Raw genomic sequence first — 22,655 nt, forward strand, 5'->3', positions numbered from 1 at the left:
GTCGTCGTACAGACGGTGTTCGCGGTCGTACCTGCGAATGTCGGTCTGGGGGCTCCGTGCCGTCCTGGAGGGACTGCGAAGCATGCCGTCCTATCCTGCGTGGCAGGGCCTGCTCCGGGGTTTTGACTCGGCAATCGCACAGCGGTTCGAACTTCGGCAGCGGACCCGCCCCTCTGTGACGCTCACGCCGCGACGCGCCGGTGTGAACAGGTGTTTCCCGACCACACGGGGATGCCTCTCGGGTTCAGACTCTGACCGCCACACTCGGAGCTCGGCAAATCCCGGCCTGACCCGACTTCAGGTCGGGGACGGCGATGGATTAGACCAACGATCTGTTCAGTCGTGGTTCTCCGCGCTTACTAGGCAGAATCCACGGGAGACACTGGTGGAGGAGCGTCACTGATGCGCAGCCTGGTCGGGTGAGTCCGCAGGTAACGGGTAGGTTTGGCAATTGATGACAAACGATGAGCGCATTTTTGTCAGAGTCCGCGGGTTGTGGGTTCGAGTCCCACGGGGCCTACAAGTTTTCTGATGAGTCCGGGTCTTCCTTGACGGGTTGGCTCGGGTTCTTGGTTTACGTGGCTGCGGTAGATGCTTGATGGGGCTTCGGTTGTTCTTGGCAGTGACTCAGGTTGATCGAGGTGAGCGTGCGGGAGCAGCGGTGCCAGGCAGCGGTTGTGGTGTTGTCCGATGGCTGGTCGGTGGGCGAGGTTGCCGAGGAGTGGGGTGTGTCGCGTCAGTCGGTGAATGGCTGGCTGCGGCGGTAGGGAGACGAAGGACTCGCGGGTTTGGTGGCGCGGGTGCGGCGGCTGTCGGTCTGTGCGCATCAGTTCGGCGGAGTCGTCGAGGTGAAGGTCTTGGAGTTGCGCTGGGTGGGTTCCGGCTGGGGCTTGCGTCGGATTCTGTACGACTTGCAACACGACTGGGGATCGCCGGCGCGGACGGTTCGGCTGGTGTGGTGGTGCCTGGTGGTCGGGGATTCAGCGGGCTCTGGTCCGGGGCGGGATGCTGGAAGCAGGTGGTTCTTCCGGAACGTACGCCGAGCCTATGGCCGATGTTCACAGAGCCGTTGGGATGCCGATTTCGGGGTGTTGTCCGTACGTCAATCGGTCGGGGCGATCCAGGTCCCGTAATGTTGGGTGGGCTTGAAGCCGCAGCTCTGGGACTGTGAGTCGACGGCCGTTATCGCAGGGGCCGAGTTCAGGCTCTGGGAGTTCGTATCGCGACCCGATCTAAGCGCTCTGCCAGCGCCGTTTGACTCGGTGCGGGCTCAGGCTGAATGGTCCAGAGTCGTGCGGGGACGAGCCGGTCACCCATGGCGGACGATGACGAAGGGGGCTGACGCCCTGACGATAGGCACCTGACAGAGTGTCGTCGGTCCTGCGTCGAGCGCGTGTGGCGCGACTGGGTGTCGTGATCGGACAGGGGCATGACTGAGCGGCGCGAGGTCTACGAAACGCTCGATCTGGCGTTGCGGGTCGGCGAGGTCCTCCTATCGTCCGGGGCCGGGGCAGCAGATGTGACGGCTGCCATGCTGGCGGTGACAGAGGCCTGCGGTGTGCGGCACGTGATTGCGGACGTGACGTTCGTGGAGCTCAGCCTCCGCCACCAACCGAGCAGTAGGGAGCCTGCCGCGGATCAGGTCCGTCGGGTGACCCAGCGGCCGATCGACTACGGGCACCTCACGCAGGTCGACGAGACGGTGAACCGTCTCGTGGCCGGCGATGTCACCCGAAGCGAAGCTCGCGACCAGGTCGCACGGATCCTCTCCACAGGCCACCGTCGGCGTCGCGGTGCTGTGACCATCGCCTGGGGCGTGATGGGAACCGGCGTCGCACTGACCCTGGGCAGCAGCCCCGTGGTGTGCCTACTCGCGTTCCTGACAGCCTGTGCGATCGATGGAACCCAGTTGCTGCTGCCCTTGCACCGGATCCCGTCGTTCTACCAGCATGCGGCGGGTGGCTTCCTGGCGACGCTCATCGCGGTCATCGCCTCGACCAGTGTGCTGGACGTGAACCCGTCTCGCGTCGTCACCACCGGGATCGTCATGCTGCTGGCAGGAGTCGGCATCATGGGTGCCACCCAGGACGCCTTGACCGGCTTCCCGGTCACGGCCAGCGCCCGGTTGATCGACGCCGTGCTGAACACGGCGGGCATCATCGCCGGGGTGGGTGCTGGGCTTACCGTCGGCGACATGCTCGGAGTAGGCCTGACCACCTTCACGCCCGGTGCGGCTGGCCTGGCGGAGGACGGGGTCACCTTGTTCGGCGCGGCTTTGGCTGCCGCGGCCTTCGCCTTCGCGTCGTATGCACCGCTGCGCTCCCTGGTAGCGGTGGCAATGGTCGCGGCCCTCGGACAGGGAACTCTGCTGGCCGTCGACAGCTCCGGGGCCGGGCGGACCTGGGGTTCGGCGGTCGCTGCTGTCACGGTCGGCGCGGTCTGCTACCTCGTTGCAGGTCGCTTCCGGGTCCCGCCGCTCGTTGTGGTGGTTCCAGCGATCGTGCCGCTCCTGCCAGGACTCGACATCTACCGGGGGCTCGCCCTCCTTGCGGAGGGCAAGGACGGTGTCCTTGAGTTGGCCTCCGCGTTAGCCATCGCGCTCGCTCTGGCGGCTGGGGTGATTCTCGGTCAGTACCTTGCGCGGCCGCTCAAGAGTGAGGCGCGTCGACTCGAGACCCGGCTCGCGGGGCCACGCATGGTTGGCCCGTTCCGAGGTCGCGGTGCCAGCGACACGTAGCCCCCATCCCGCTGGGGTCTTGCTCCTCGCCAGCTGCATGACGACGTAATCGGCAGCTCGCATTCCTAGGTCTTCCGGCGAGAGGGTCAAGAGCGCTTGGGATTCAGTAACTGTCAATCCGACACGAACAGGTGAGGGCCGAGTCGGTGTGGGAGGCAGGCCGCGGCAGGCTGACTCTTCACACTGTTGCCGGCCGCATCGAGCCGGGCCGCGAAGATCCCCCCAGCCCACTCTTGCCGGGCGACACCATGACGATTCCGCCGTCGATGCCGCCCTTGCCGGGCAACCCGATGGTGTACCGCTCCTCGCCGGAGGTCTCGTACAGCCGGCCGTCGTCGCCCAGCGCTCCGTCATGATTCCTGCCCTCGGTTAAAATGATCTACTCGGCCGCGTCCGCTCTACGCCGCCAGGGCGAGGATGGACAGCGGTCACCGATGCTGGGATTCAAGTAGGGATCAGGCATATCGGAGGAGTAGGCCGATGCGCGGGAGGATGTCGGACTCGTCGAGCAGGGATTGCTGGGTGGACGAGTACTTGTCCGTGCAGGGCCGCACGGTCCGCTGCCGCCGCAGCCTGGAGGCGGGTGGACTGCCGATCGTGCATATCCATGGCTTCGGCATTTCGGGCAGCTATCTCATGCCGACAGCCCGCCTGCTTGTAGACCAGTGGGTCAACGTGGTGCCCGATCTGCCTGGCTACGGGCGCAGCGAGCGGCATGATCATGTGCTCGACATCCCGGACCTGGCCCGTGCGCTGATCGCCATCCTCGACCGGCTGCGTGTCGATCAAGCCGTGCTGGTGGGTAATTCGATGGGCTGTCCGATCGGCCTGGAGGTCGCACACGCGGCGCCGGACAGGGTGCACAGCCTGATCCTGGTCTCTCCTGCGGGCGGCCTGCAGAATCAGCCGCTCACGCGTGCCATCGGCCAACTCTGTCTCGACGTAGTGCGGGAGAGCCCGAGGATGATCCCGGTCGCGCTGCCTGACTATCTGCGGTTCGGACCGATCAATGGCCTCCGGCTGTTTCATCAGCTCACTCGCTTCCCATCCTTGGAACGGCTGCTCCACACACCGGTTCCGACCCTTGCTGTACTGGGCGGACGAGACCCCCTCATGCCACCCGCACATCGAGTACGAGAGGTTGGCCAGGCCGCAGCCGGTCATGTCACGGTGGTCCAGATCGACCAAGCAGCGCATGCCGTCAACTTCAGTCACTCCAGCGAACTCGCGTACGTGATTACCGCCTGGCTGAACGACCAAGACATCTTCGCCAACGCAGAGTGCCCGGCGGGCATCCGGCTGCTTCACATGCGACGCGACGACTAACCACCGGCCCTCGCGAACCTGTTCCACTCCTACCGGCCCGCGCCGTCAGGTCAGTGATGGATGCGCCCTGCTGAGCGAGGCGTAGTGCTGGAGGAACAGGGCTTCGGTTAGGGACATGGATTCTAGTTCGGTGGGGGAGAGGCTTTCGTTGGGGGCGTGGATTAGGGCTTGGGGTTCTTCGACGCCGATCAGGATTAGTTCGGCTTGAGGGTAGGTTTCCTGGAAGACGTTGCAGAGGGGGATTGAGCCGCCCTGGCCGAGGCTTGTCATCGGGCGGCCGTAGGCCTCCTGCATGGCGGTGGCCATTGCGCGGTACGCCGGGCCGTCCGTGGCGGCCTCGAACGGGGCGCCGGCGGCTTCGATGTCCACGGTGACGTGCACGCCCCAGGGGGCGGCGGTGGTCAGGTGGTCGACGAGGGCGCGCTGGGCGACCTCAGGCGGCAAGCCGGGCGGGATTCGCAGGTTCAAGCGTGCGGCGGCCTTGGGTACGACGGCGGCGGCCGAGCCGACCACTGGTGGGCAGTCGATGCCCAGGATGGTTACCGCCGGCCGGGCCCACAGCATGTCGGACACACTGCCGTCTCCGAGCAGCGAGACTCCGTCCAGGACCCCGGCGTCCGCGGTGAACTGGTCTGTCGGGTACGGCGCGCCCGACCAGGCGCGGGTGTTGTCCAGCCCGGTGATCGTGGTGTTCCCCTTCGCGTCGCGCAGTGAGGACAGCATCGACACCAGGGCGGCAAGGGCATCGGGCGCGGGACCGCCGAACATCCCGGAGTGGATCTCGGAGGCGAGCGCCTCGACGGTGACGACGACGTTGACCATTCCGCGAAGGCTCACGGTGGCGGCCGGGTGGCCGACCGCGGCGTTGCCGGTGTCGCAGACCAGGATCGCGTCGGCACGGAGGAGGTCTGCGTGTTCCGGAACGAACGCCTCGAGGCCGCCGGTCCCCTGCTCCTCGGAACCCTCGACCACCAACTTCAAGTCGACCGGGAGGTCGTCGCCGAGAGCCCGCAACGCTGCCAGGTGCATCACGATGTTGCCCTTGCAGTCTGCTGCGCCACGGCCGTACCAGCGGCCATCGACCTCGGTCAGTTCGAACGGGGGCGTGCGCCAGGCAGCGTCGTCGAGCGGAGGCTGTACGTCGTAATGGGCGTACAGCAACACGGTCCGGGCCCCCGAAGAAGAGCACTTCCTGGAACCGACGACGGCCATGCTGCCGTCCGCGGTCTCTTCGAGATGGGCGTCGGCGAACCCGATGCCCGCGAACTTCTCCAGGACCCACTGCGCGGCGCGCTCGCATTCAGAAGCGGGATACTGGCGGGGGTCGGCCACTGATCGGATCGCGACGAGCTCGGCGAGTTCGTCGCGTGCCATCGGCATCAGCTCCGCGATGCGCTGCCGGAGGTCCGCCATCTCAGGTGCCTGCCACGTCGTCGGTCTTGAGGTCGTCGACGAACTGCTGGAAGTCGTTCAGCTCGTCGGGACAGTAGATCTTGATGATCAGCAACTGACCGCGAACGATGGCGCTGTCCGCGATCACCGGCCGGATCCCCGGCCCGGCGGCGCCGTTCGTCAGCAAGGACAGGAAGGTTCCCTTGCTGAGCGCCTCGTTCGGGTTGGCGCAGGTTGCTCCGCCGTCGTTCCCGAGCACGCGGACGATCTGGTCCCGATCGGGGGTGCGGGCGCCGGCGGCCGCGAGCGCGGCGATCAGCTGGTCGGCCTTCTGGGTGGCCTCGTTGGTCTGCTTCTGGGAGTGGAAGGTGAGCAGCCCCACGATCAGCAGGACGCCAAGGACGATACAGGCCGTGACGTAGATCCACGTCCGTTCGCGTCGGGGCTGATTCTCAACAGGTGTGGTCATGACGGCGGCACCGCCTCAGGCTCAGGCTGTCTCCAGGAAGGCTTGCGGAACCGGTAGAACAGGAAAGGAACGAGCAGGCCCAGACCGAGGGCGCCGCCGGCGACGATCAGCAGGTACAGCCAGGTGTTGCCGGACTCGAACTGCGAGGGCGGGATGAACCCGACCAGCAGCGCGGCGAGCGAGGCCGCGAACCCGATGCCGCACAACCCGACGAGCATCGGCGCACGGTAGCCACGGGCATGGTCGGGGTCCTTGCGTCGCAGCTGGACCGCGGCCACGAACATCAGCAGGTACATGATCAGATACACCTGCGTGGTGATCACCGAGAAGACCCAGTACGCGCTCGACACATTCGGGATGAGCGCATACGCGAGGCCGATCACGGTGGTGATCAGGCCCTGGACGACCAGGATGTTCTGCTGGACGCCGTTCTTGTTGAGTCGCTGGAGGTACGGCGGGAGGTATCCCTCCTGGCGGGAGATCATCAGCAGGCCCTTGGAGGGTCCGGCCAGCCAGGTCAGCATGCCGCCGAGGGACGCGGTGACCAGCATGATCCCGACGATCGGGGTCAGCCATTGCCAGCCGAAGTTGGCAAACACCGCGTCGAAGGCCTGCATGACGCCGGCGGTGAGGGAGAGCTCCTTGGCGGGGACGATCCAGCTGATCGCCAGCGCGGGGAGGATGAAGATCGCGAGGACCAGGCCCATGGCCAGGAAGATCGCCTTCGGGAACTCCTTCGGCGGGTTCTTCAGCGAGGACACGTGGACCGCGTTCATCTCCATACCGGAGTACGACAGGAAGTTGTTGACGATCAGCACGAGACTCGACAGACCGGCCCAGGCTGGGAAGATGTTGTCCGACGTCATCGGTGCGGCCGACGGGTTTCCCTGGCCGAGGAAGACAATGCCGAGCGTGACCAGGACAACGCCCGGGATCAAGGTCCCGATGATCAGACCGCCGCTGGCCAGACCGGCGACGCCCTTGGTACCGCGCGAGGAGACCCAGACGCCGGACCAGTAGACGACGATGATGACCGCCGCGGTCCAGACGCCACTGCTGGCGAGGTCGGGATTGAACACGTATGCGAGGGTGCTGGCAACGAATCCGAGCAGGCTCGGATAGTAGAAGATCGTCATCGCGAACTGGCACCACACAGCCAGGAAGCCCATCGGCTTCGAGACGCCTTCCGAGACCCAGTGGTAAACGCCGCCGTTCCAGCCGGACGCCAGTTCCGCCGACACCAGCGAGGTGGGCAACAGGAACACGATCGCCGGCAGCAGATAAAGGAAGACGCACGCCAGGCCGTAAACCGCCATCGTCGGTGCCGCCCGAAGGCTGGCCACCGAGCTCGTCGTCATCATCCCCAGTGCGACCCACGAGATCCACTGCGTACTGGCAGCGCGTGTGCGTCCGGCGGCAACGGTTTCGGCACCGTCGGCAGGTACGTCCGCTGCGCTCATGACATTCCTCGAGGTCGTGCTCGTGTGTCCATAAGAGAGCCTCCGGCTCGGGCCTCAGTCAGTTGGCATCTGACGACAGTCTGGAACCGGCCGGTTTGCCCGAGCCTCATCCATGCGGGATGAACTGCCGGGGGGCTTCGCATCAGTCGTTCGAGCAGGCCTCTACTGAACGATTCGAAGGTCGCGCTCGGTGTTGTTGAGCCGACGGCCGCCGGTCCCGGTGACGGTCACGATGTCCTCGATCCGGACCCCGAACTCGCCGGCCAGGTAGATACCGGGCTCGACCGAGAAGCACATCCCGGGCACCAGCGGCTGCTCCTCACCCTCGATCATGTACGGCGGTTCGTGGGTCGTCGTACCGATGCCGTGTCCGGTGCGATGGATGAACCGCTCGCCGTAGCCCGCGTCGGTGATCACCTTCCGCGCGGCCCGGTCGATCTCCTGACAGGCGACGCCGGGCCGGACTGCCTCCACGCCTGCCTGCTGGGCCGATCGCACGATCTCGTGCACCTCACGGGCCTCGGCGGACGGCTCGCCCACACAGACCGTGCGGCTGGTGTCCGACCCGTAGCCGTACATCAGCCCGCCGAAGTCGAGGACCACCATGTCTCCGGCCTCGATGACGCGGTCACCGGCTTCGTGGTGAGGGTTGGCGCCGTTGGGGCCCGAGCCGACCACGGTGAAGTCGACCTGCTCGTGCCCGAACTCCCGCAGCAGCCGCGCCAGATCGGCCGCGACGTCGGTCTCCTTCCGGCCGCTGAACCGGACTCCGACGATCTGCTCGTACGTCGCATCCGCCGCGGCACCCGCCGCGTCCAGCCGGGCGAGTTCGTCGGCGTCCTTGACCGCCCGGAGCATCGGCAGGCTCCGCGTGAGCGAGCGGTACGAGCAGCCCGGCACCGCCTCCTGCAACCCGAGCAGGTGCATCGCCCATGCAGAGTCGGCGATGCCCATGATGCCGGTCTTGCCGAGGTAGCGGGCGGCCCTCGCGAACGGGTCCTCTCCGTCGGCCCAGTCCACGATCGTGAGGCCTGGCGCGCCGACAGCCCCTTCGGCGTCCGGCCGCTCGAGGGTCGGGACCAGCAGCGTCGGCTCCTGGCCCGGGGTCAGGAAGAGAATCGTCAGCCGCTCGGTGATGGCGGTGGGCTGGTATCCGGTGAGCCAAACCAAGTCGGGCCCGGGCGTGATGAGGAGCCCGTCCAGCCCCGCGGCATCGGCGTCGGCCGTGACGCGTCGCATCCGGGCCGAGTAGTCCTCGGCCGTGAACGGAACCGGTGCTGTTGTCATCTGTTCCTCCTGCGATGCCTTCAGGTCTGCTCTGGGTTGAGGCGTCCAGCTGATGCCGAGGTCGGCAGGGTGTGGGTGTGGGCGGCCGCTGCTGCGGCGGCGTCGTACAACGTTCCGGTCGCCGCGCGGTGCCGTCCGATCACGAACGCCATCAGTACGCCGAGGAAACTGAAGATCGCCATCATCCAGGCGGCCGCGGCCAGGCCCGAGGCCAGCGCATCACCGTGCGGCTTGCCGTCGGCGGTCTGGTTGCCGATCACCGTGCTGTAGATGGTGGCGGCCAGCGCGGTCGCCACCGCGGCTCCGACGTACCGGGCCATGTTGGAAACACCGGAGGCTCCGCCTACCTCTTTCTCCGGCACCGATGCCGTTGCCGCCGCCGAGGCGGGACCGTTGGACATTCCCATGCCCACTGCGATGGCGATCAGCGGCAGCAGGAACGCGGAGTACCTCCACGAAGCGCCGACGAAACCCACGATCACGAATCCGAGCGTGGTGAGGGCGAACCCGGCGCCGATCGTCTGCCGGCCGCCGAACTTCGCCGCCAGTCGTGGTACGAACGGCGCCACGGCGACGAGACCGACCGTTGCCGGCAGCGTCGCCAGCCCGGCCTGGAGCGGGCTGAAGTCCAGGGCGGCGGGATCCTGGAAGTACAGGCTGAGCAGGTACATCAGCCCGTTGATCGTGCCCGCACCGATCAGAATCGCAATCGTCGAGCCCACCAGGACGCGGTTGCGCAGCAGTGACAGGTCCAGCATCGGTACGGCGACCCGTCCCTCGACTGCGACGAACGCGTATCCGGCGGCGATCGAGATCGCGAAGCAGCCCATTGTTGCCCAGGACAACCATCCCCAGTCGCTGCTCTTGGTGACGCCGAGGATCAGCGGTGTCAGCGTCAGCGCGATCAGCACGGTGCCCGCGTAGTCGATGGTCCTCGGTCGATCGTGGTCCCTCGACTCGCTCACCGTCGCCGCGGTCAGCACCATGCAGAGAACTGCCACACCGGCATCGATCCAGAACAACCCCTGCCACCCGCTGACCTCGACGAGTACGCCGCCGGCCAACGGACCGGCGGCCGCGCCGACGGCCGCCGCGGCGCCCCACAGCGACACCGCCCGCAGTTGCGCAGCGCCTTCGTTGGCTACCGTGAGCAGGCTCAGGCCGCACGCGAGAATGGTCGCCCCGGCAGCGCCCTGGATGACGCGTCCTGCGATCACCATCCCGCCGGACCCGGCGAGCGCGATCATCACGCACGACGCCACGAACAGCAGCAGGCCCAACTGGAAGATCCGCCTGCGGCCGAAGACGTCACCCAACGAGCCCGAGGTGACGATCACGGCGGCACCTACCAGCGAATAGCCGGTGACCGCCCACTGCAGCGTCTGGACCGAAGTGCCGGTGTCCTCCGAGATGGCGGGAAGAAGAATGCTGACCGCCGACGTGTTCGCGTTGACCACAAGCGTCGAGATGCACGTCGCCGCGAGTACCCCGCCGGCCCGCCTACTGACTCGTGCGGCGTCGCCCATGCGCTTCCTCCCGTTCCCGACCAGGCCGATCGAGGCAACGGTAGGGCGGCCACCGCCCGCCAGCCTCACCTCCTGCGGACGAGTCGTGGCTACCGAACTGAGTCGACCAGAGCGGCGCCGAAGACCCAGGAGGAGGTCTGGGTGATGAAGTCGTTCGGGAATCCGAGGGGTGCTGCGGAGGTCTCGTTCAGTCGGGCGATGGCCTCGGGTGGGAGAACGAGGTCGGCGGCGGTGAGGTTGTCGCGGAGTTGGTCGGTGGTGCGGGCTCCGATGATGGGGTGGATTGATTGGGAGCGGCTCATCGTCCACGAGATCGCTACCTGGGAAGGCGTTGTGTCGAGTTCGTTGGCGACCTCTTGGACGACTCGGGCGACGGCGTGGTCCTTGGTTGACGGGGATTCTGCGGCCAGCCGGCCCCCGGAGGCCGGGGTCGAGAGGGTGTATTTGCCGGACAGTACGCCGCCTGCGAGCGGACTCCACGCGGTGATGCCAAGCCCGAGCGACTCGGCCATCGGCAGGAGCTCTCGTTCGATGTCGCGCTGGAGCAGGCTGTACGGGACCTGCAGCCCGACGAACGGGCTCCAGCCGCGCCACTCGGCCAAGGTATTGGCGCGGGCCACGACCCAGGCCGGTGCATCGGAGATTCCGACGTACAGGACCTTCCCGGCCTGTACTGCGTCGTCGAGCGCTCGCATGGTCTCCTCGAGCGGCGTGTGCTGGTCCCACATGTGCACCCAGTACACGTCTAGGTAATCGGTGCGCAGCCGGCGCAGGCTGGTTTCCAGCGAGGCACGGAGGTTCTTGCGATGGTTGCCGGCGGCATTGGGATCGGTGCGATCGCGGGAGACCGTGTACTTCGTTCCGAGCACGAACGACTCACGACGGCCGGACAGCAGTTCGCCGAGGAACTCCTCGCTGGCTCCGTCGCGGTAGTTGATGGCGGTGTCGACCATGTTGCCGCCGGCTTCGGCGTACAGATCCAGCATCCGTCTGCACTCCGTGATCGGTGCACCAACGCCGCCCTGTTCTCCGAATGTCATCGCGCCCAGGATCAGTTCGGAGACCCGGAGCCCGCTGGTACCGAAGGTGCGATATCTCATGAGCTCGCCGATCCACTGAACAGTTCGGCGGCGCGGGCCGCGATCTCCGCCGGCGACACGTCCTCGATGTGTTGATCCAACGCCCAGCGGTGCCCGGACGGGTCCAGGAACTGGCCGGTTCGGTCTCCCCAGAAGGCGTCGTGGACCGGCTCGACGACTGTGGCTCCCGCCTGCAGCGCACGGGCCCACGCGGAGTCGACGTCGGGGACCTGTACGTGCAGTGCGGCCGGCGTACCGCCGAGCGCTCCCGGCGTGCGCTGGCCCCGGTCGGGCATTTCTCCCGCCACTGCGAGGACGGTGTTGCCGAGGACGAGTTCCACGGTCAGCGTCCGGCCGTCGGGGAGGGTGAGGCGGCTCGTCTCTTGTGCGCCCAAGGCGTCGGCGTACCAGGAGGCGGCCTGGTCCGGGTCATTGACGACCAAATGAATCGCTAACTGAGTCACGCTTTGACCATACAATGTGTATGGTCAAAGCGTCCATACATAGTGTCCGGACACTATGATGGGTGGCATGGCTTCCGGACGCACCGTGCGCTCTGCCCGTCGATCCGCTGCAGCTCCGGCCTCGGCGGAGCTGCAGGAGCGGATCTTGTCCGCGACGCGCGAGCTGCTGCGGGAGTCGCGCTTCGACAGCCTCAGCGTGGCCGACATCCTCGACGCCGCCAGCGTGTCCCGGGCCAGCTTCTACTTCTACTTCCCGAGCAAACAGGCGGTGCTCGCCGACCTGGTGCGCGAGGCGGTGGCGCAGGGACAGCAGGCCGCTCGCCCCTGGACCGACCGGGAGCAAGATCCGGTATCTGCGCTTCGGGCCGGTGTGACCGATGGCGCCCGGCTCTGGCGCGACAACGCCGGCGTTCTGATGGCGATCGTCGAGAGTTGGGGATCCGACGAACAGCTCCGCGAGCTATGGCTCGAGCAGATGAACCTGTTCACCGAGGCCGCCACCGCACGCATCGAATCCGACCCTCATGCAGGCCCGCGACTCGGCGCCTCGCGTACGCGCGCCGTCGCCGCATCCCTGACCTGGATGGGCGAACGCCTCTACTACCTCGCCGCAGCCGGCGTCCCGCCGTTCGACGACGAGAAAGTTCTCATCGACATCCTCACCACCGCCTGGACCTCGATCCTGTACGGCGATCCGCCGCAGGAGCTCCCACCCCCGCGAAAGCCCGACTAGCTAGCGCCAGAAGTTCCAGCCGTCAGGGGCCTTGGGGAGGTCGGGCGGCGGGCTCCAGCCCGGGAGCGGTCGCCATCCTGGTGGAGCGGGTGGCCAGTTCGGCGGAGGTTGGAAGCGGTATCGCTTGTCTCGAAGCTGCCAGAACACTGACCAGCCGGCCGAGGCCACAGCCAGCACCAGGAGCACCGCGCCGCCTGCGGCAAAGGGTTGTGGGTTCGGGCCCACAGTCGACCGCGTCCGGAACGCAGGGATCAGACGGAACCCCCAGCATCATCACGCCAAAGAATCCGAGCAGTCCGAAGACGCCGGATACACACCAGCCAACCGTGATGAGGATCGTGTGAGCGGGCGCATCGGAGAAGCCATGAAACACCCGTGGGTCCGGAGGCGCTGGCCAACTCACGCCATCATTACAGCCCCCGTACGCCGCCATCCGCCCCACTCCGCCACCCGTCGGCACCCAACTGTGACCTCCAAACCAAACACCCGCACACGCCAAGCCAACATCGTGCTGCGGCGGCGTGTATCGCTCGTAGACGGTTCGAGTCTTCTTGGTCAGGTTCTGGCGTAACGGGGCTTGGGACCTGAGGATAGGTCCGGGGGTGGGGAGAGATGACTCGACGTCTCGGTCGGTTGCTGGTTGGTGCGACTGTTGGTTCGTTGGTGGCTTCGCTGCTGGGGGTGGTGCCGAGTGCCCAGGCTGCGGGGTTCGCTGCGGGGAACATCGTCGTAACTCGGGTCGGGGACGGGAGCGGTGCGTTGTCCAGCGCGGCTGCTCCGGTGTTCTTGGACGAGTACACGCCGGCGGGCACGCTGGTGCAGACGATTCCGATGCCGACCGGATCGAGTGGTGCCAACCATCGGCTCACGATGAGCGGGTCGGCGACTTCTGAGGGCGCGCTGGCGCTGTCGGCCGACGGGAAGTACCTCACGTTGGGCGGTTATGACGCCGATCCGGGTACGGCGAGTGTGGTGGGCACGCCGACGACCACAGTCAGCCGGGTCGTGGGGAGGGTGGCAGGCGATGGCGCGGTGGACACCACGACCGCGATCACCGACACCTTCAGCGGCGCCAATGTGCGCGGGGCGGTGAGTGACGACGGCAGTCGCTTCTGGGTGGTCGGGTCGAACGGCGGGGTGCGGCTGGCCCCGCTGGGTAGTTCGGGAGCTACGACCCAGATCAACAGTGCCGCTCCGGTTAACCTGCGCGTGGCCGGGATCGCCGGCGGCCAACTGCTGGTATCCACGGGCAGCGGAACCACAGGGGTGTACGCGGTCGGCAGCGGATTGCCGGTGACCGGCGGCCAGACCCCGACGATTACCACGGCTGCACCGAGCCCGTACGGGTTCGTCGCGCTCGACAGGGACCCAGGTGTGCCCGGAGTGGACACGCTGTACGTCGCCGACGACTCGGCCAGTCCAGGAGGCGGAGTCCTCAAGTTCTCCTTCGATGGCACCGCCTGGACCGCGGAAGGCTCGTTCCGGCCGGCCGGCAGCGGAGTGCGCGGCCTCACTGGCTCACGGACTTCTACTGGCGTGACCCTGTTCGCGACGACCACCACCAACGCGCTGGTCAAGGTGGACGACACGGCTGCCTACACCGCGACGATCAGTGCCACCGCGACGACGCTGGTCACGGCGGCCACGAACACCGCGTTGCGTGGAGTAGCGTTCGCGCCCGCCGGCTCGGGTACGACGGCACCGGCGATCACAACCCAGCCGCAGGACACGACGGTGACCACCGGCGGTACGGCGACCCTGACTGTCGCCGCCTCCGGGACAGGACCTCTTTCGTACCAGTGGTTCCAGGGCGTCGCGCCGGACACCGCCAACCCGGTAGGGACCGGCGCGTCGTTCACCACCCCGGCACTCGCCACGACCACGCAGTACTGGGTGCGCGTCAGCGGACCGGGTGGACAGGTGGACAGCAGAACCGCAACGGTGACGGTAGGTGCGGCCTGCTCGGCTAGTGCGGTGACTATCGGGTCGGTGCAGGGCACGACGGATATCAGCCCGGTCGCAGGGGCGACCGTGACGATCCGCGGCACCGTGGTCGCCGACTACGAAGGTGCCTCACCAGCACTGCGGGGCTTCTACCTCCAGGACGCCGGTGACAACAACGCGTCCACCTCGGACGGGATCTTCGTCTTCGACAACGGCTCCAACCTGGTGGCCAACGGGGACACCGTGCAGGTGACCGGTCCGGTTTCGGAGTTCCAGGGCCAGACACAGGTCACTGCTGCGGCGACCGGCGTCGAAGAGTGCGGGACGAGCGGCACCGTGACGCCGACCGATGTGACGCTGCCCAGGGCAAGCGCAACCGATCTCGAGCCGTACGAAGGCATGCTGGTGCGCTTCCACCAGACGCTGACCGTCACCGAGCACTTCCAGCTCGGCCGGTTCGGTCAGGTCGTGGTGTCGTCCGGTGGGCGGCTGCGTCAGCCGACTGCCGACATCCGCGCCACCGACCAGGCCGCCGTGCAGGCCGCGCAGAACGCCAACAACCTCAACCAGTTGATCATCGATGACGCCACCCAGGCGCAGAACCCCGATCCCATCGTCTTCGGACGGGGTGGGCAGCCGCTGTCGGCAGCCAACACGTTGCGCGGTGGGGACACGGTCACCGACCCGGTCGGCGTGCTGACCTACACCTGGGCCGGCAACGCTGCCAGCGGCAACGCCTACCGGCTGCGCCCGATCGGCTCCCTGTCCGGTACGGCGGTGTTCAACGCCGTGAACGAGCGGCCAACGGCGCCGCCCGCGGTCTCCGGTGGGATCCAGGTGGCCAGCGCGAACCTGCTGAACTTCTTCAACACGTTCACCGGCTGCCACCTCGGCACGCAGGGTGGGACGACCGACTGCCGGGGCGCCCAGGACAACACCGAGTACCAGCGGCAGTTGGCCAAGGAGGTCGCGTCGATCCGTTTCCTCGGCGCCGAGGTCGTCGGTTACATGGAGATGGAGAACGACGGCTACGGGACGGACAGCGCAGTACAGGCGCTGGTCGACGCGCTCAACGCCGCTGACGGCCCGGGCCAGTGGGCGTTCGTCAACCCGGACGCGGCGACCGGAGTCGTCGATGTGGCCGGCAGCGACGCGATCAAGGCCGGGCTGCTGTACCGGACGGCAGCAGTGCAACCCGTCGCCGGTGCCACGTTCGTCGACAACAATCCGTTGTTCGAGCGGAATCCCGTGGCGCAGACCTTCCAGACCTCGAACGGTTCGAGGTTCACGGTCGTCGCCAACCACTTCAAGTCCAAGGGTTCCTGCCCCACCTCGGGTCCGGACACCGACCAGGGTGACGGGCAGAGCTGCTGGAATGCGCACCGCACACTGCAGGCCCAGGAACTGGCGTCCTGGATCGGCAGCACGGTCGTGCCCGGTGCGGGCGACCCCGACGTACTGATCGTCGGCGACCTCAACTCGTACGCCGGTGAGGACCCGATCGCCGCGCTCGAGGCGGCCGGCTATGTCAACGAGGTCAAGGCGTTCCAGGGCCAGGAGGCGTATTCCTACGCGTTCGACGGGCAATGGGGCTACCTCGACTACGCGCTCGCGTCACCGTCGCTCGTCGGCCAGGTGACCGGTGCCGGCGACGCGCACCACAACGCCGACGAGCCGTCGGTGCTGGACTACAACACGGACTTCAAGACGGCAGGTCAAGTCCAGTCGCTCTACGCTCCGGATCGCTTCCGCACCAGCGATCACGACCCGGTTCTCGTCGGGCTGAACCTCGGTACGCCCGCGACGATCAGCGGCACCCCGCCTGCGGGCACGGTCGGCTCGCCGTACTCCTTCGCGTTCACCGCCACCGGCGCCGTGAGCCTGGCGTCCGGTTCGCTGCCACCCGGCCTGGCCCTGGCTTCGGACGGTCAGATCAGCGGTACGCCGACGCAGGCCGGCACGTTCGCGTTCAGCGTCCGGGCCACCAATGAATTCGGTACGTCGGCCGACCTCGCCGCCACCATCACCGTGGCAGCGGCCGCGACCACGACGACCGTCACGTCGTCGGCCAACCCGGCCACGATCGGCGCGGCGATCCGGTTCACAGCAACGGTTTCCGGGGCGCCGACGGGTGGCACGGTGCAGTTCAAGGTGGACGGTGTCGCGCTCGGATCCCCGGTCGCGGTCGTGAACGGGGTCGCGACCAGCGCCCCGACCAGCACGCTTGGGCTCGGCGCGCACGCGGTCACCGCGAGCTTCTCCGGTACAGATTCCTACCTGGCGAGCAGCGGGTCCCTCAGCCAGCTCGTGCAGTACGGCGTACGCGTGCTGTCGCCGACCTCCGGTGGCAGCGTGAAGGCCGGCACGATCGTCCCGATCCGGTTCCAGCTCGTCGACGCGGCCGGGCGGCCGATCCCGCTCCTGACCGCGCTGCAGCTGCTGGTCAGCGGAAGAATCACGGTGTCGGCCGCCGGCGCGCAGTCGTTCCCGCGAACCGTCCCGGTCTACAACCCGCTCGACAGCACGTTCCTGCTGCCGTGGAAGACCGCCAAACGCAACCTGGGCACGGTGACCATCAGCATCACGATCACCTACCCCGGAGCCCCGAACCAGGTGGTGACGATCCCGATCAAGCTGACGTAGGGGCCGAGATGGCAGTGCAGTGGGTGTTGGCCGCGGCCTCGTTCTTCGCGGGGCTCGCGGCGGGGTTCCTAGGCGGGTTGTGTTTGATCTTGCGCCCGGTGCAGGCCGAGATGGGCGGCCGTGAGTTTCGTCGTCTCGAACGTCTGGAAAACCCCGCAGTACAAGGTGATCCTGGCGTGGGACCCCGACGCGCTGCCTGCCAGCTGGAAGGCGGACAGGCAGCGCTACTTCACCATCAACTGGATTCAGCTGGTGACGACGTGGTCAGCCTTCATCCTGTTCCTCATCGCTCTCCTTGAATTGCCACGCTGACCTGGACGGGGTCGAAGGCTATGTAGCCGGTGAAGTCGCCGCCTACGCGTTCGATGGCGGAGTGCTTCGGGGCGGGGTAGGTCCAGGCCGCGTCGGAGAGGGTGCGGCCTGGGGTTGTGACGTCGAAGTACTCGGCGTGGCCCTTCCAGGGGCAGACGTAGGGCTTGGTGGAGGGGCGGAGTACGCCGATGGTGAGTGCGGCCTGGGGGAAGTAGTGGTTGCCCTCGATGACGACGACCTCGTTGGCAGGGGCCTCTGCCAGCAGAGTTCCGTCCGCGGTTGCCTTGATGTCCATGCTCACGGGCGGACCCGGATGATCGTCTTGCCCCTGGTTCGTTCGGTCGGGTTGAAGGCGGCGACGGCGTCGTCGAGGGTGGCGACGGTGCCGATGTTCGTCTTCAGGCGTCCGTCGCGCACGCGCTGGACGATCTCGATCAGCTGGGCGCGGTCGGCCTCGACCACGAAGTCGATCGCCAGACCGTCATCGGGCCGCGACTCGGGTGGCCCGACGACGGTCACCAAGGTTCCGCCGGGGCGGACCAGCGCCGCGGACTGCTTCTGGATGTCGCCGCCGATGACGTCGAACACCAGGTCGACCCCGCCGACGTCCGCGAGCGAGTCGTTGCCGAGGTCAACAAACTCCTGTACGCCGAAGTCCAGCGCGGCGTTGCGGTCCGCGGCGCGCCCGGTGCCGATCACGTACGCGCCGAACTCGCGCGCGAGCTGCGTCACGATCGACCCGACCGCGCCGGCCGCGCCGTGGACGAGCACGCTCTGACCCGACTCGAGCCGGCCGTGCTGGAACAGCCCCTGCCACGCCGTCAGCCCCGAGATCGGCAGGCTCGCTCCGACCGTGAAGTCGACGTCGCCCGGTAGCGGGGCGAGGTTGCGGGCCTCGATCGCGACGTACTCCGCCATCGTGCCGTCGCGATGCCAGTCCGCGAGGCCGAAGACCCGCTGCCCGACGGACAGACCCGTCGTACCGTAACCGAGGGAGTGGACGACGCCGGCCAGCTCGTGCCCGACGATCGACGGCCTGCGGTCGCGGTCGGCGCGATCGGTCCAGGTCGACGGCCACGTCGCCTCGGTCGGTACGTAGCCCGACGCGTGAATCTCGACGACGACGTCGTTGATCGCCGCCGGCGGCTCCGGACGCTCGGTCAGCGTCATCCCGGCTGTCCCCGCGGCCTCATCCGTCACAACGATCGCCCTCATCACGCACCTCCGGGTAGTTATTGGACCAATTCGTCCACAGTAGTACTGGATGGCTGTGGCGACAAACAGCCGGCCGGATCAGTTCTCGCGGGGAGCCCGCTCCGGGACCGCCGCGCCGCCCGGATGGTCGGGGTCGACGATGGTCTTGTACGACGGGTGGTCGGCGATGTAGTCGGCGATGAACGGGCAGAAGTTCGTCAGCCGCCGTCCGGTGGCAACGATGTCGTCGAGCGCGGTCTGGACCAGCTGGTTCGCAATGCCCTCGCCGCGGTGGGCCTCGTCGACCTCGGTGTGCGTCAGTACGACGCGGTCCTGGCGGAGCCGGTATCCGACCCGGCCGACGACCTCGTCGTCGAGGACGGCCTCGAAGGCGCCGTCGGTGGTGTTGTTCCTGATCTGCAGCGCTGTGTTCAACGTGCCGTGCCTTCCCTGCGTCGATGGTCCGTAATGGACTATATAGTCCAACACAAGCTGACGCTGCGCCATTCGGAGAGACCGGCGCGGTCCGAAAAGGTACCGTGGGATCGTGACTCGACCGGGAAGCGCGACCGTAGCTCCGCCTCGCCAGTTGACGGCGCGCGGCCTGGCGACCCGGGCGCGAATCGTCGACGCGGCGGCGGACCTGATGTACGTGAAAGGCGTGAATGCCACGACGCTCGACGATGTCCGGGCGGCGAGCAGCACGAGCAAGTCGCAGCTCTACCAGCACTTCGCCGACAAGGACGAATTGGTCCGGGCGGTCGTCTCGCGCCGCGCCGGCCAGGTCCTCGAGCGCGAGCAGGGATACCTGGAGCGGCTGCGGTCGTTCCGCGGCCTGCAGCGCTGGCGGGACGCTTTGGTCCAACGTAACGCGCTCCAGAACGGCGCGTACGGGTGCGCGCTCGGCTCGATGGCAAGCGAGCTGTCGGATCAGGACGACGAGGCCCGCCAGACGCTGGCAGAGGCATTCGCGGAGTGGACCGGCTTGATCGCTGCCGGCCTTCGGCGGATGCAGGACGCCGGCTCGCTGAGTAGCGCAGCGGACCCCGAGAGGCTCGCCGTGGGCCTGATGGCGGCGTTGCAGGGCGGCTATCTTCTCGCCGAGACCCAGCACGACATCACGCCGATGGAGACCGCGCTCGACATGGCGCTCGACCACATCCGGTCGTTCCTCACCACGTGAACTCAGCGGCTGGCGAAGGTGTCGATGCGGTCCAGGGCCATGTCCAACGCGTCGGCCATGGGCTGCGGGTCGTGCGCGTTCTGAGCGAGCATGTATCCGCCTTGAAGAGCGGCCAGTAGCCCGGTTCCGAGCTTGTGCGGGTCGGCGTCGACGGTGAGTACGCCGAGATCGCGCAGGCGTTCGAGCGTCTCGATCAGCAGCTGATGCCACCTCTCGAACGCGGCTGCCAGTGCTGTGCGGGATCGCTCGTCGTCGTCGGGTAGCTGCGCGCACAGCGCGCCGAGCGCGCATCCGTACGAGCCGTCCGGCCGCGTGTTCGCCTGGACGAGCGCGTCGCGCCAGCGCCGCAACCCGCCGAGAGTCGTCACACTTGCCAGCAGGCCCTCCTCCCTGGTGAGCACCAGCTGCGACTGGGCCTCGATCACACCGTGGATCGCGGTCATCACACCCGCCGCGGCTGCGCGAGGAGATCGCCGTACGACGGGTTCTTCTCGACGAACCGGGTGACGACCGGGCAGTAGTTCATCACCTTCGAGTACTTCGTGCGGATGTCGTCGAGCGCACCGCCGACGAGCGCCCACGAGAGTCCCCGTCCGCGGTATGTCGGCTCGATCACTGTGTGCGTGATCGACAGCTTCGAGCCGATCACGTGGTACACGAGGAGCCCCGCCTGCCGGCCGTCGACGAGGAGCTCGTAGTACTCGTCGTCCGCGTGGTGAACCACGGTGATCGATGGCTCCTGCGGCGGCGCGTCGTCGGCGGCCCGGTCGATGGTCAGGAGGTCCGCCAAAGGCGCTTCCCAGCCTGCGCCGAACGCCTCAGCGGGAAGCTCGGCCTGCCAGGTGAGGCCTGAGCCGGCCTGATTGCGGAAGTGAAGGACCAGACGCCAGTCGCCCTCGGTGGGGTCTGCGTGTACCTCCACTCGCACGCTGCTCGGAAGCGAGTTGAGCGTCAGCGGACGCGTCTCCAACGGCAAAACCGTGCGCCCTGGTACGCCGGACCCGCCCTCCGGCAGGGTGTCGCCGGGATCTGTCGTACTCCGGCTCGCCAGCGTCACGTCGAATCCGTTCAGCAGCCGCGCGGTGACGCTGACGCTGATCCCCGCGCCGCCCCCGCCATCCCCGCCGGACACCGTCAGCTCGCCGTCGGCGAGAGAGAAACCCGTTCCATCGGGCCGAACAACCTGATCACTCATCACTACGTCCTCGTGCCGCTCGTGTCCACGTATGGACCATATGGTCCAATGTATCGCGCGGCTCGCGAGGACACCAACGCGGGTTGTCGGTGGGCTCAGGGAGGCTGGATCTGACGAGTCGCCGGTGCGGAGGAGGAGTGATGGGTGCGGAGTTTCAGTTGGTGGTCGACTGTGCCGACGCCGATCTGATGGCGAGGTTCTGGGCCCGGGCGTTGCGGTACGAGTTTGCGCCGGCGCCGGCCGGTTTCGCTACCTGGAACGACTTCTATCGGCGGTTGGGAGTGCCGGAGGAGGAGCTCGGTGACGGGGCGGATCGGATCAGCGACCCGGACGGAAAGGGGCCGGATATCTGGTTCCACGTCGTGCCGGAGGGGAAAGTGGTCAAGAACCGGTGGCACCTCGACATCCACGCCAGCGGTGAGTGGTCGGACCCCATCGAGGCGCGGATTCAGCGTGTTGATGCCGAGGTGGCCAGGCTGGCGGAGCTGGGTGCGACCATCACCGGGGCGTTCGAGGAAGGGCTCGACCACTACGCGGTCGGGATGAAGGACCCGGAAGGCAACGAGTTCGACATCAACTGACCGCTCAATTCGGCCAGCTGGGGTTACGGCCGAGGTAGGCGACGATGCGGTCCAGGGTGTTGTCGCCGGTCCAGGGGATGTCGGCGGCGAACGGCGTGCCGGGGGCGCGACGGACGTCGCCGGTGGGGACGATCTGCGCGACTGTGGCCGCGGCTTCCAGCGTCGCGGGCTCGAATGTCACCGTCTTGCCGATGGATTTTGCGACGTCCCAGCTGTGGACGATGTAGTCGATGAAGTGGAAGCTGACGGCCTGCGCTCCCGGAAACGCTGCGTCCGGTCCGAACTCGGCCAGCGGGAACGTGCGCTCGGGGACGCCGGGCTGGGCGAACGCGTCGAGCACGTGTTCAGCGGACTCGACGTACGCCTTGACCGGGTCGTCGCCGAGGTCGCGGAGCTTCCAGGTCGACGGCTCGGACTCGCCCCGGGAGGCGGCGGCGAAACCGTAGTGCTGGGTGGCCATATGGGCGAGCAGACCGTACAGCGTCCAGGCGCGGCACGGGGTCGGCTTGGACAGATCGGCGTCGGTGACGGTGGCAACCAGCTCGATGCTGGTCCGGACGGCTTCGGCATCTAATGCGACGTAGTCAACGATAGGCATGCGCATATCGTAAGCCCGCGCATATGATTGCGCCAGTGCTACCTTTTCAGCTATGGCAACCGAGCGCCCCGATCTGGCTGCGATGCTGTACCCGCTGGTGCGGGAACTGATCGCGCTCGAGCTGCCGGTGCTCGCCGCACACGACGTCTCCATGTGGGGCTATTCGGTCCTCACAGCTCTCGACGACACTCCGGTCCGTACCCAGGCCGCCCTGGCCGAGGCGATCGGTGCGGACAAGTCCCGCATCATCGGCACACTCGACGAGCTGCAGAAGGCCGGCCTGATCGAGCGCACTCCGGACCCCGACGACCGCCGAGTCCGCCTGCTGTCCATCACCGCCGAGGGCCGCCGCGTCCGCCGGGCCGTCCGCCGGGGTATCCAGGCCAAGGAGACACAGGTGCTCGACACCCTCCTGGTTCCCGACCGCAAGGCCTTCATCCGCATCCTGCAGCAACTTCACGCCTCACGCTGACGATGGAGGCGGTTCCCTCGCCCGGGTGATCCGCGAGCGGCCGTGGCTCAACAGACTGGC

General features: G+C 67.4%; 23 protein-coding genes. 9 read left to right on the forward strand and 14 right to left on the reverse strand.

The features are described from left to right. Positions 1-647: 647 nt before the first annotated feature. Both ABT313_RS43740 and ABT313_RS43745 read left to right on the forward strand, forming a co-directional pair. Positions 648-767, forward strand: a complete 120-nt coding sequence (locus ABT313_RS43740; protein ID WP_350867022.1) for a helix-turn-helix domain-containing protein — start codon at positions 648-650, stop codon at positions 765-767. Positions 768-1,429: 662 nt separating this feature from the next. Next, a complete protein-coding gene (locus ABT313_RS43745; RefSeq protein ID WP_350866855.1) occupies positions 1,430-2,737 on the forward strand; it encodes a threonine/serine exporter family protein in 1,308 nt (435 codons plus the stop codon). 178 nt (positions 2,738-2,915) lie between these two features. On the opposite strand, the gene ABT313_RS43750 is transcribed toward ABT313_RS43745, so the two are convergent. Continuing rightward, positions 2,916-3,116, reverse strand: a complete 201-nt coding sequence (locus ABT313_RS43750) for a glutaminase (RefSeq protein ID WP_350867024.1) — start codon at positions 3,114-3,116, stop codon at positions 2,916-2,918. Between the two features lie 143 nt (positions 3,117-3,259). Between ABT313_RS43750 and ABT313_RS43755 the strand changes: the two genes are divergently transcribed. Further along, the gene (locus tag ABT313_RS43755; protein WP_350866856.1) at positions 3,260-4,063 is read left to right on the forward strand and encodes an alpha/beta fold hydrolase; all 804 of its coding nucleotides are present in this window, start codon (positions 3,260-3,262) and stop codon (positions 4,061-4,063) included. A gap of 45 nt (positions 4,064-4,108) precedes the next feature. On the opposite strand, the gene ABT313_RS43760 is transcribed toward ABT313_RS43755, so the two are convergent. From ABT313_RS43760 to ABT313_RS43790, 7 genes are all read right to left on the reverse strand, one after another. Then, positions 4,109-5,476, reverse strand: coding sequence for a dipeptidase (locus ABT313_RS43760; protein ID WP_350866857.1), 1,368 nt, complete (start codon positions 5,474-5,476; stop codon positions 4,109-4,111). Position 5,477: 1 nt separating this feature from the next. After that, positions 5,478-5,924, reverse strand: a complete 447-nt coding sequence (locus tag ABT313_RS43765) for a hypothetical protein (RefSeq protein ID WP_350866858.1) — start codon at positions 5,922-5,924, stop codon at positions 5,478-5,480. Next, positions 5,921-7,384: a glutamate/gamma-aminobutyrate antiporter GadC gene (gadC, locus tag ABT313_RS43770; RefSeq protein ID WP_350866860.1), complete on the reverse strand. Its 1,464-nt coding sequence runs from the start codon at positions 7,382-7,384 to the stop codon at positions 5,921-5,923. Before gadC ends, ABT313_RS43765 begins: the two co-directional genes overlap by 4 nt. Before the next feature lie 162 nt (positions 7,385-7,546). Next, positions 7,547-8,671, reverse strand: a complete 1,125-nt coding sequence (locus ABT313_RS43775) for an aminopeptidase P family protein (RefSeq protein ID WP_350866861.1) — start codon at positions 8,669-8,671, stop codon at positions 7,547-7,549. A gap of 20 nt (positions 8,672-8,691) precedes the next feature. Then, positions 8,692-10,197 carry an MFS transporter gene (locus ABT313_RS43780; RefSeq protein WP_350866863.1) on the reverse strand — a complete coding sequence of 502 codons (1,506 nt, stop codon included), beginning with the start codon at positions 10,195-10,197 and terminating at the stop codon, positions 8,692-8,694. An 89-nt stretch (positions 10,198-10,286) separates the two neighbouring features. Further along, a complete protein-coding gene (locus tag ABT313_RS43785; RefSeq protein ID WP_350866865.1) occupies positions 10,287-11,297 on the reverse strand; it encodes an aldo/keto reductase in 1,011 nt (336 codons plus the stop codon). Beyond that, positions 11,294-11,740, reverse strand: a complete 447-nt coding sequence (locus ABT313_RS43790) for a VOC family protein (RefSeq protein WP_350866867.1) — start codon at positions 11,738-11,740, stop codon at positions 11,294-11,296. The genes ABT313_RS43785 and ABT313_RS43790 overlap by 4 nt, the downstream gene beginning before the upstream one ends. Before the next feature lie 67 nt (positions 11,741-11,807). Here ABT313_RS43790 and ABT313_RS43795 point away from each other — a divergent pair, with 67 nt between their 5' ends. From ABT313_RS43795 to ABT313_RS43805, 3 genes are all read left to right on the forward strand, one after another. After that, the gene (locus ABT313_RS43795) at positions 11,808-12,473 is read left to right on the forward strand and encodes a TetR/AcrR family transcriptional regulator (protein ID WP_350866869.1); all 666 of its coding nucleotides are present in this window, start codon (positions 11,808-11,810) and stop codon (positions 12,471-12,473) included. Positions 12,474-13,085: 612 nt separating this feature from the next. Next, positions 13,086-17,060 carry an ExeM/NucH family extracellular endonuclease gene (locus tag ABT313_RS43800; protein ID WP_350866871.1) on the forward strand — a complete coding sequence of 1,325 codons (3,975 nt, stop codon included), beginning with the start codon at positions 13,086-13,088 and terminating at the stop codon, positions 17,058-17,060. Between the two features lie 120 nt (positions 17,061-17,180). Next, positions 17,181-17,372 (forward strand): hypothetical protein, encoded by a 192-nt coding sequence (locus ABT313_RS43805; RefSeq protein WP_350866873.1) that lies wholly within the window; start codon positions 17,181-17,183, stop codon positions 17,370-17,372. Here ABT313_RS43805 and ABT313_RS43810 read toward each other — a convergent pair. The 3 genes from ABT313_RS43810 to ABT313_RS43820 all read right to left on the reverse strand — a co-directional run bounded on the left by ABT313_RS43810 (position 17,344) and on the right by ABT313_RS43820 (position 19,001). After that, on the reverse strand, positions 17,344-17,667 hold the full coding sequence (locus tag ABT313_RS43810) for a DUF427 domain-containing protein (protein ID WP_350867026.1): 324 nt from the start codon (positions 17,665-17,667) through the stop codon (positions 17,344-17,346). The two genes, ABT313_RS43805 and ABT313_RS43810, sit on opposite strands and share 29 nt — an antisense overlap. A gap of 2 nt (positions 17,668-17,669) precedes the next feature. Beyond that, the gene (locus tag ABT313_RS43815) at positions 17,670-18,587 is read right to left on the reverse strand and encodes an NADP-dependent oxidoreductase (RefSeq protein WP_350866874.1); all 918 of its coding nucleotides are present in this window, start codon (positions 18,585-18,587) and stop codon (positions 17,670-17,672) included. 78 nt (positions 18,588-18,665) lie between these two features. Then, positions 18,666-19,001 carry a GNAT family N-acetyltransferase gene (locus ABT313_RS43820; RefSeq protein ID WP_350866876.1) on the reverse strand — a complete coding sequence of 112 codons (336 nt, stop codon included), beginning with the start codon at positions 18,999-19,001 and terminating at the stop codon, positions 18,666-18,668. A gap of 112 nt (positions 19,002-19,113) precedes the next feature. Between ABT313_RS43820 and ABT313_RS43825 the strand changes: the two genes are divergently transcribed. Next, positions 19,114-19,749, forward strand: a complete 636-nt coding sequence (locus ABT313_RS43825; RefSeq protein ID WP_350866878.1) for a TetR/AcrR family transcriptional regulator — start codon at positions 19,114-19,116, stop codon at positions 19,747-19,749. Positions 19,750-19,751: 2 nt separating this feature from the next. Here the strand turns inward: ABT313_RS43825 and ABT313_RS43830 are convergent, their stop codons facing one another. Further along, a complete protein-coding gene (locus ABT313_RS43830) occupies positions 19,752-20,192 on the reverse strand; it encodes a TetR family transcriptional regulator C-terminal domain-containing protein (RefSeq protein ID WP_350866880.1) in 441 nt (146 codons plus the stop codon). After that, a complete protein-coding gene (locus tag ABT313_RS43835) occupies positions 20,192-20,944 on the reverse strand; it encodes a GNAT family N-acetyltransferase (RefSeq protein WP_350866881.1) in 753 nt (250 codons plus the stop codon). Before ABT313_RS43835 ends, ABT313_RS43830 begins: the two co-directional genes overlap by 1 nt. A gap of 140 nt (positions 20,945-21,084) precedes the next feature. On the opposite strand from ABT313_RS43835, the gene ABT313_RS43840 reads away from it, so the two are divergent. After that, positions 21,085-21,525 (forward strand): VOC family protein, encoded by a 441-nt coding sequence (locus tag ABT313_RS43840; protein WP_350866883.1) that lies wholly within the window; start codon positions 21,085-21,087, stop codon positions 21,523-21,525. A 4-nt stretch (positions 21,526-21,529) separates the two neighbouring features. On the opposite strand, the gene ABT313_RS43845 is transcribed toward ABT313_RS43840, so the two are convergent. After that, complete coding sequence (locus ABT313_RS43845; protein ID WP_350866885.1) at positions 21,530-22,123, reverse strand: TIGR03086 family metal-binding protein; 594 nt, start codon at positions 22,121-22,123, stop codon at positions 21,530-21,532. 52 nt (positions 22,124-22,175) lie between these two features. Here ABT313_RS43845 and ABT313_RS43850 point away from each other — a divergent pair, with 52 nt between their 5' ends. Continuing rightward, on the forward strand, positions 22,176-22,595 hold the full coding sequence (locus ABT313_RS43850) for a MarR family winged helix-turn-helix transcriptional regulator (protein ID WP_350866887.1): 420 nt from the start codon (positions 22,176-22,178) through the stop codon (positions 22,593-22,595). The last annotated feature ends 60 nt before the right edge of the window (positions 22,596-22,655 follow it).

Source organism: Kribbella sp. NPDC000426 (genome assembly GCF_040300265.1).
Taxonomy (GTDB): Bacteria; Actinomycetota; Actinomycetes; order Propionibacteriales; family Kribbellaceae; genus Kribbella.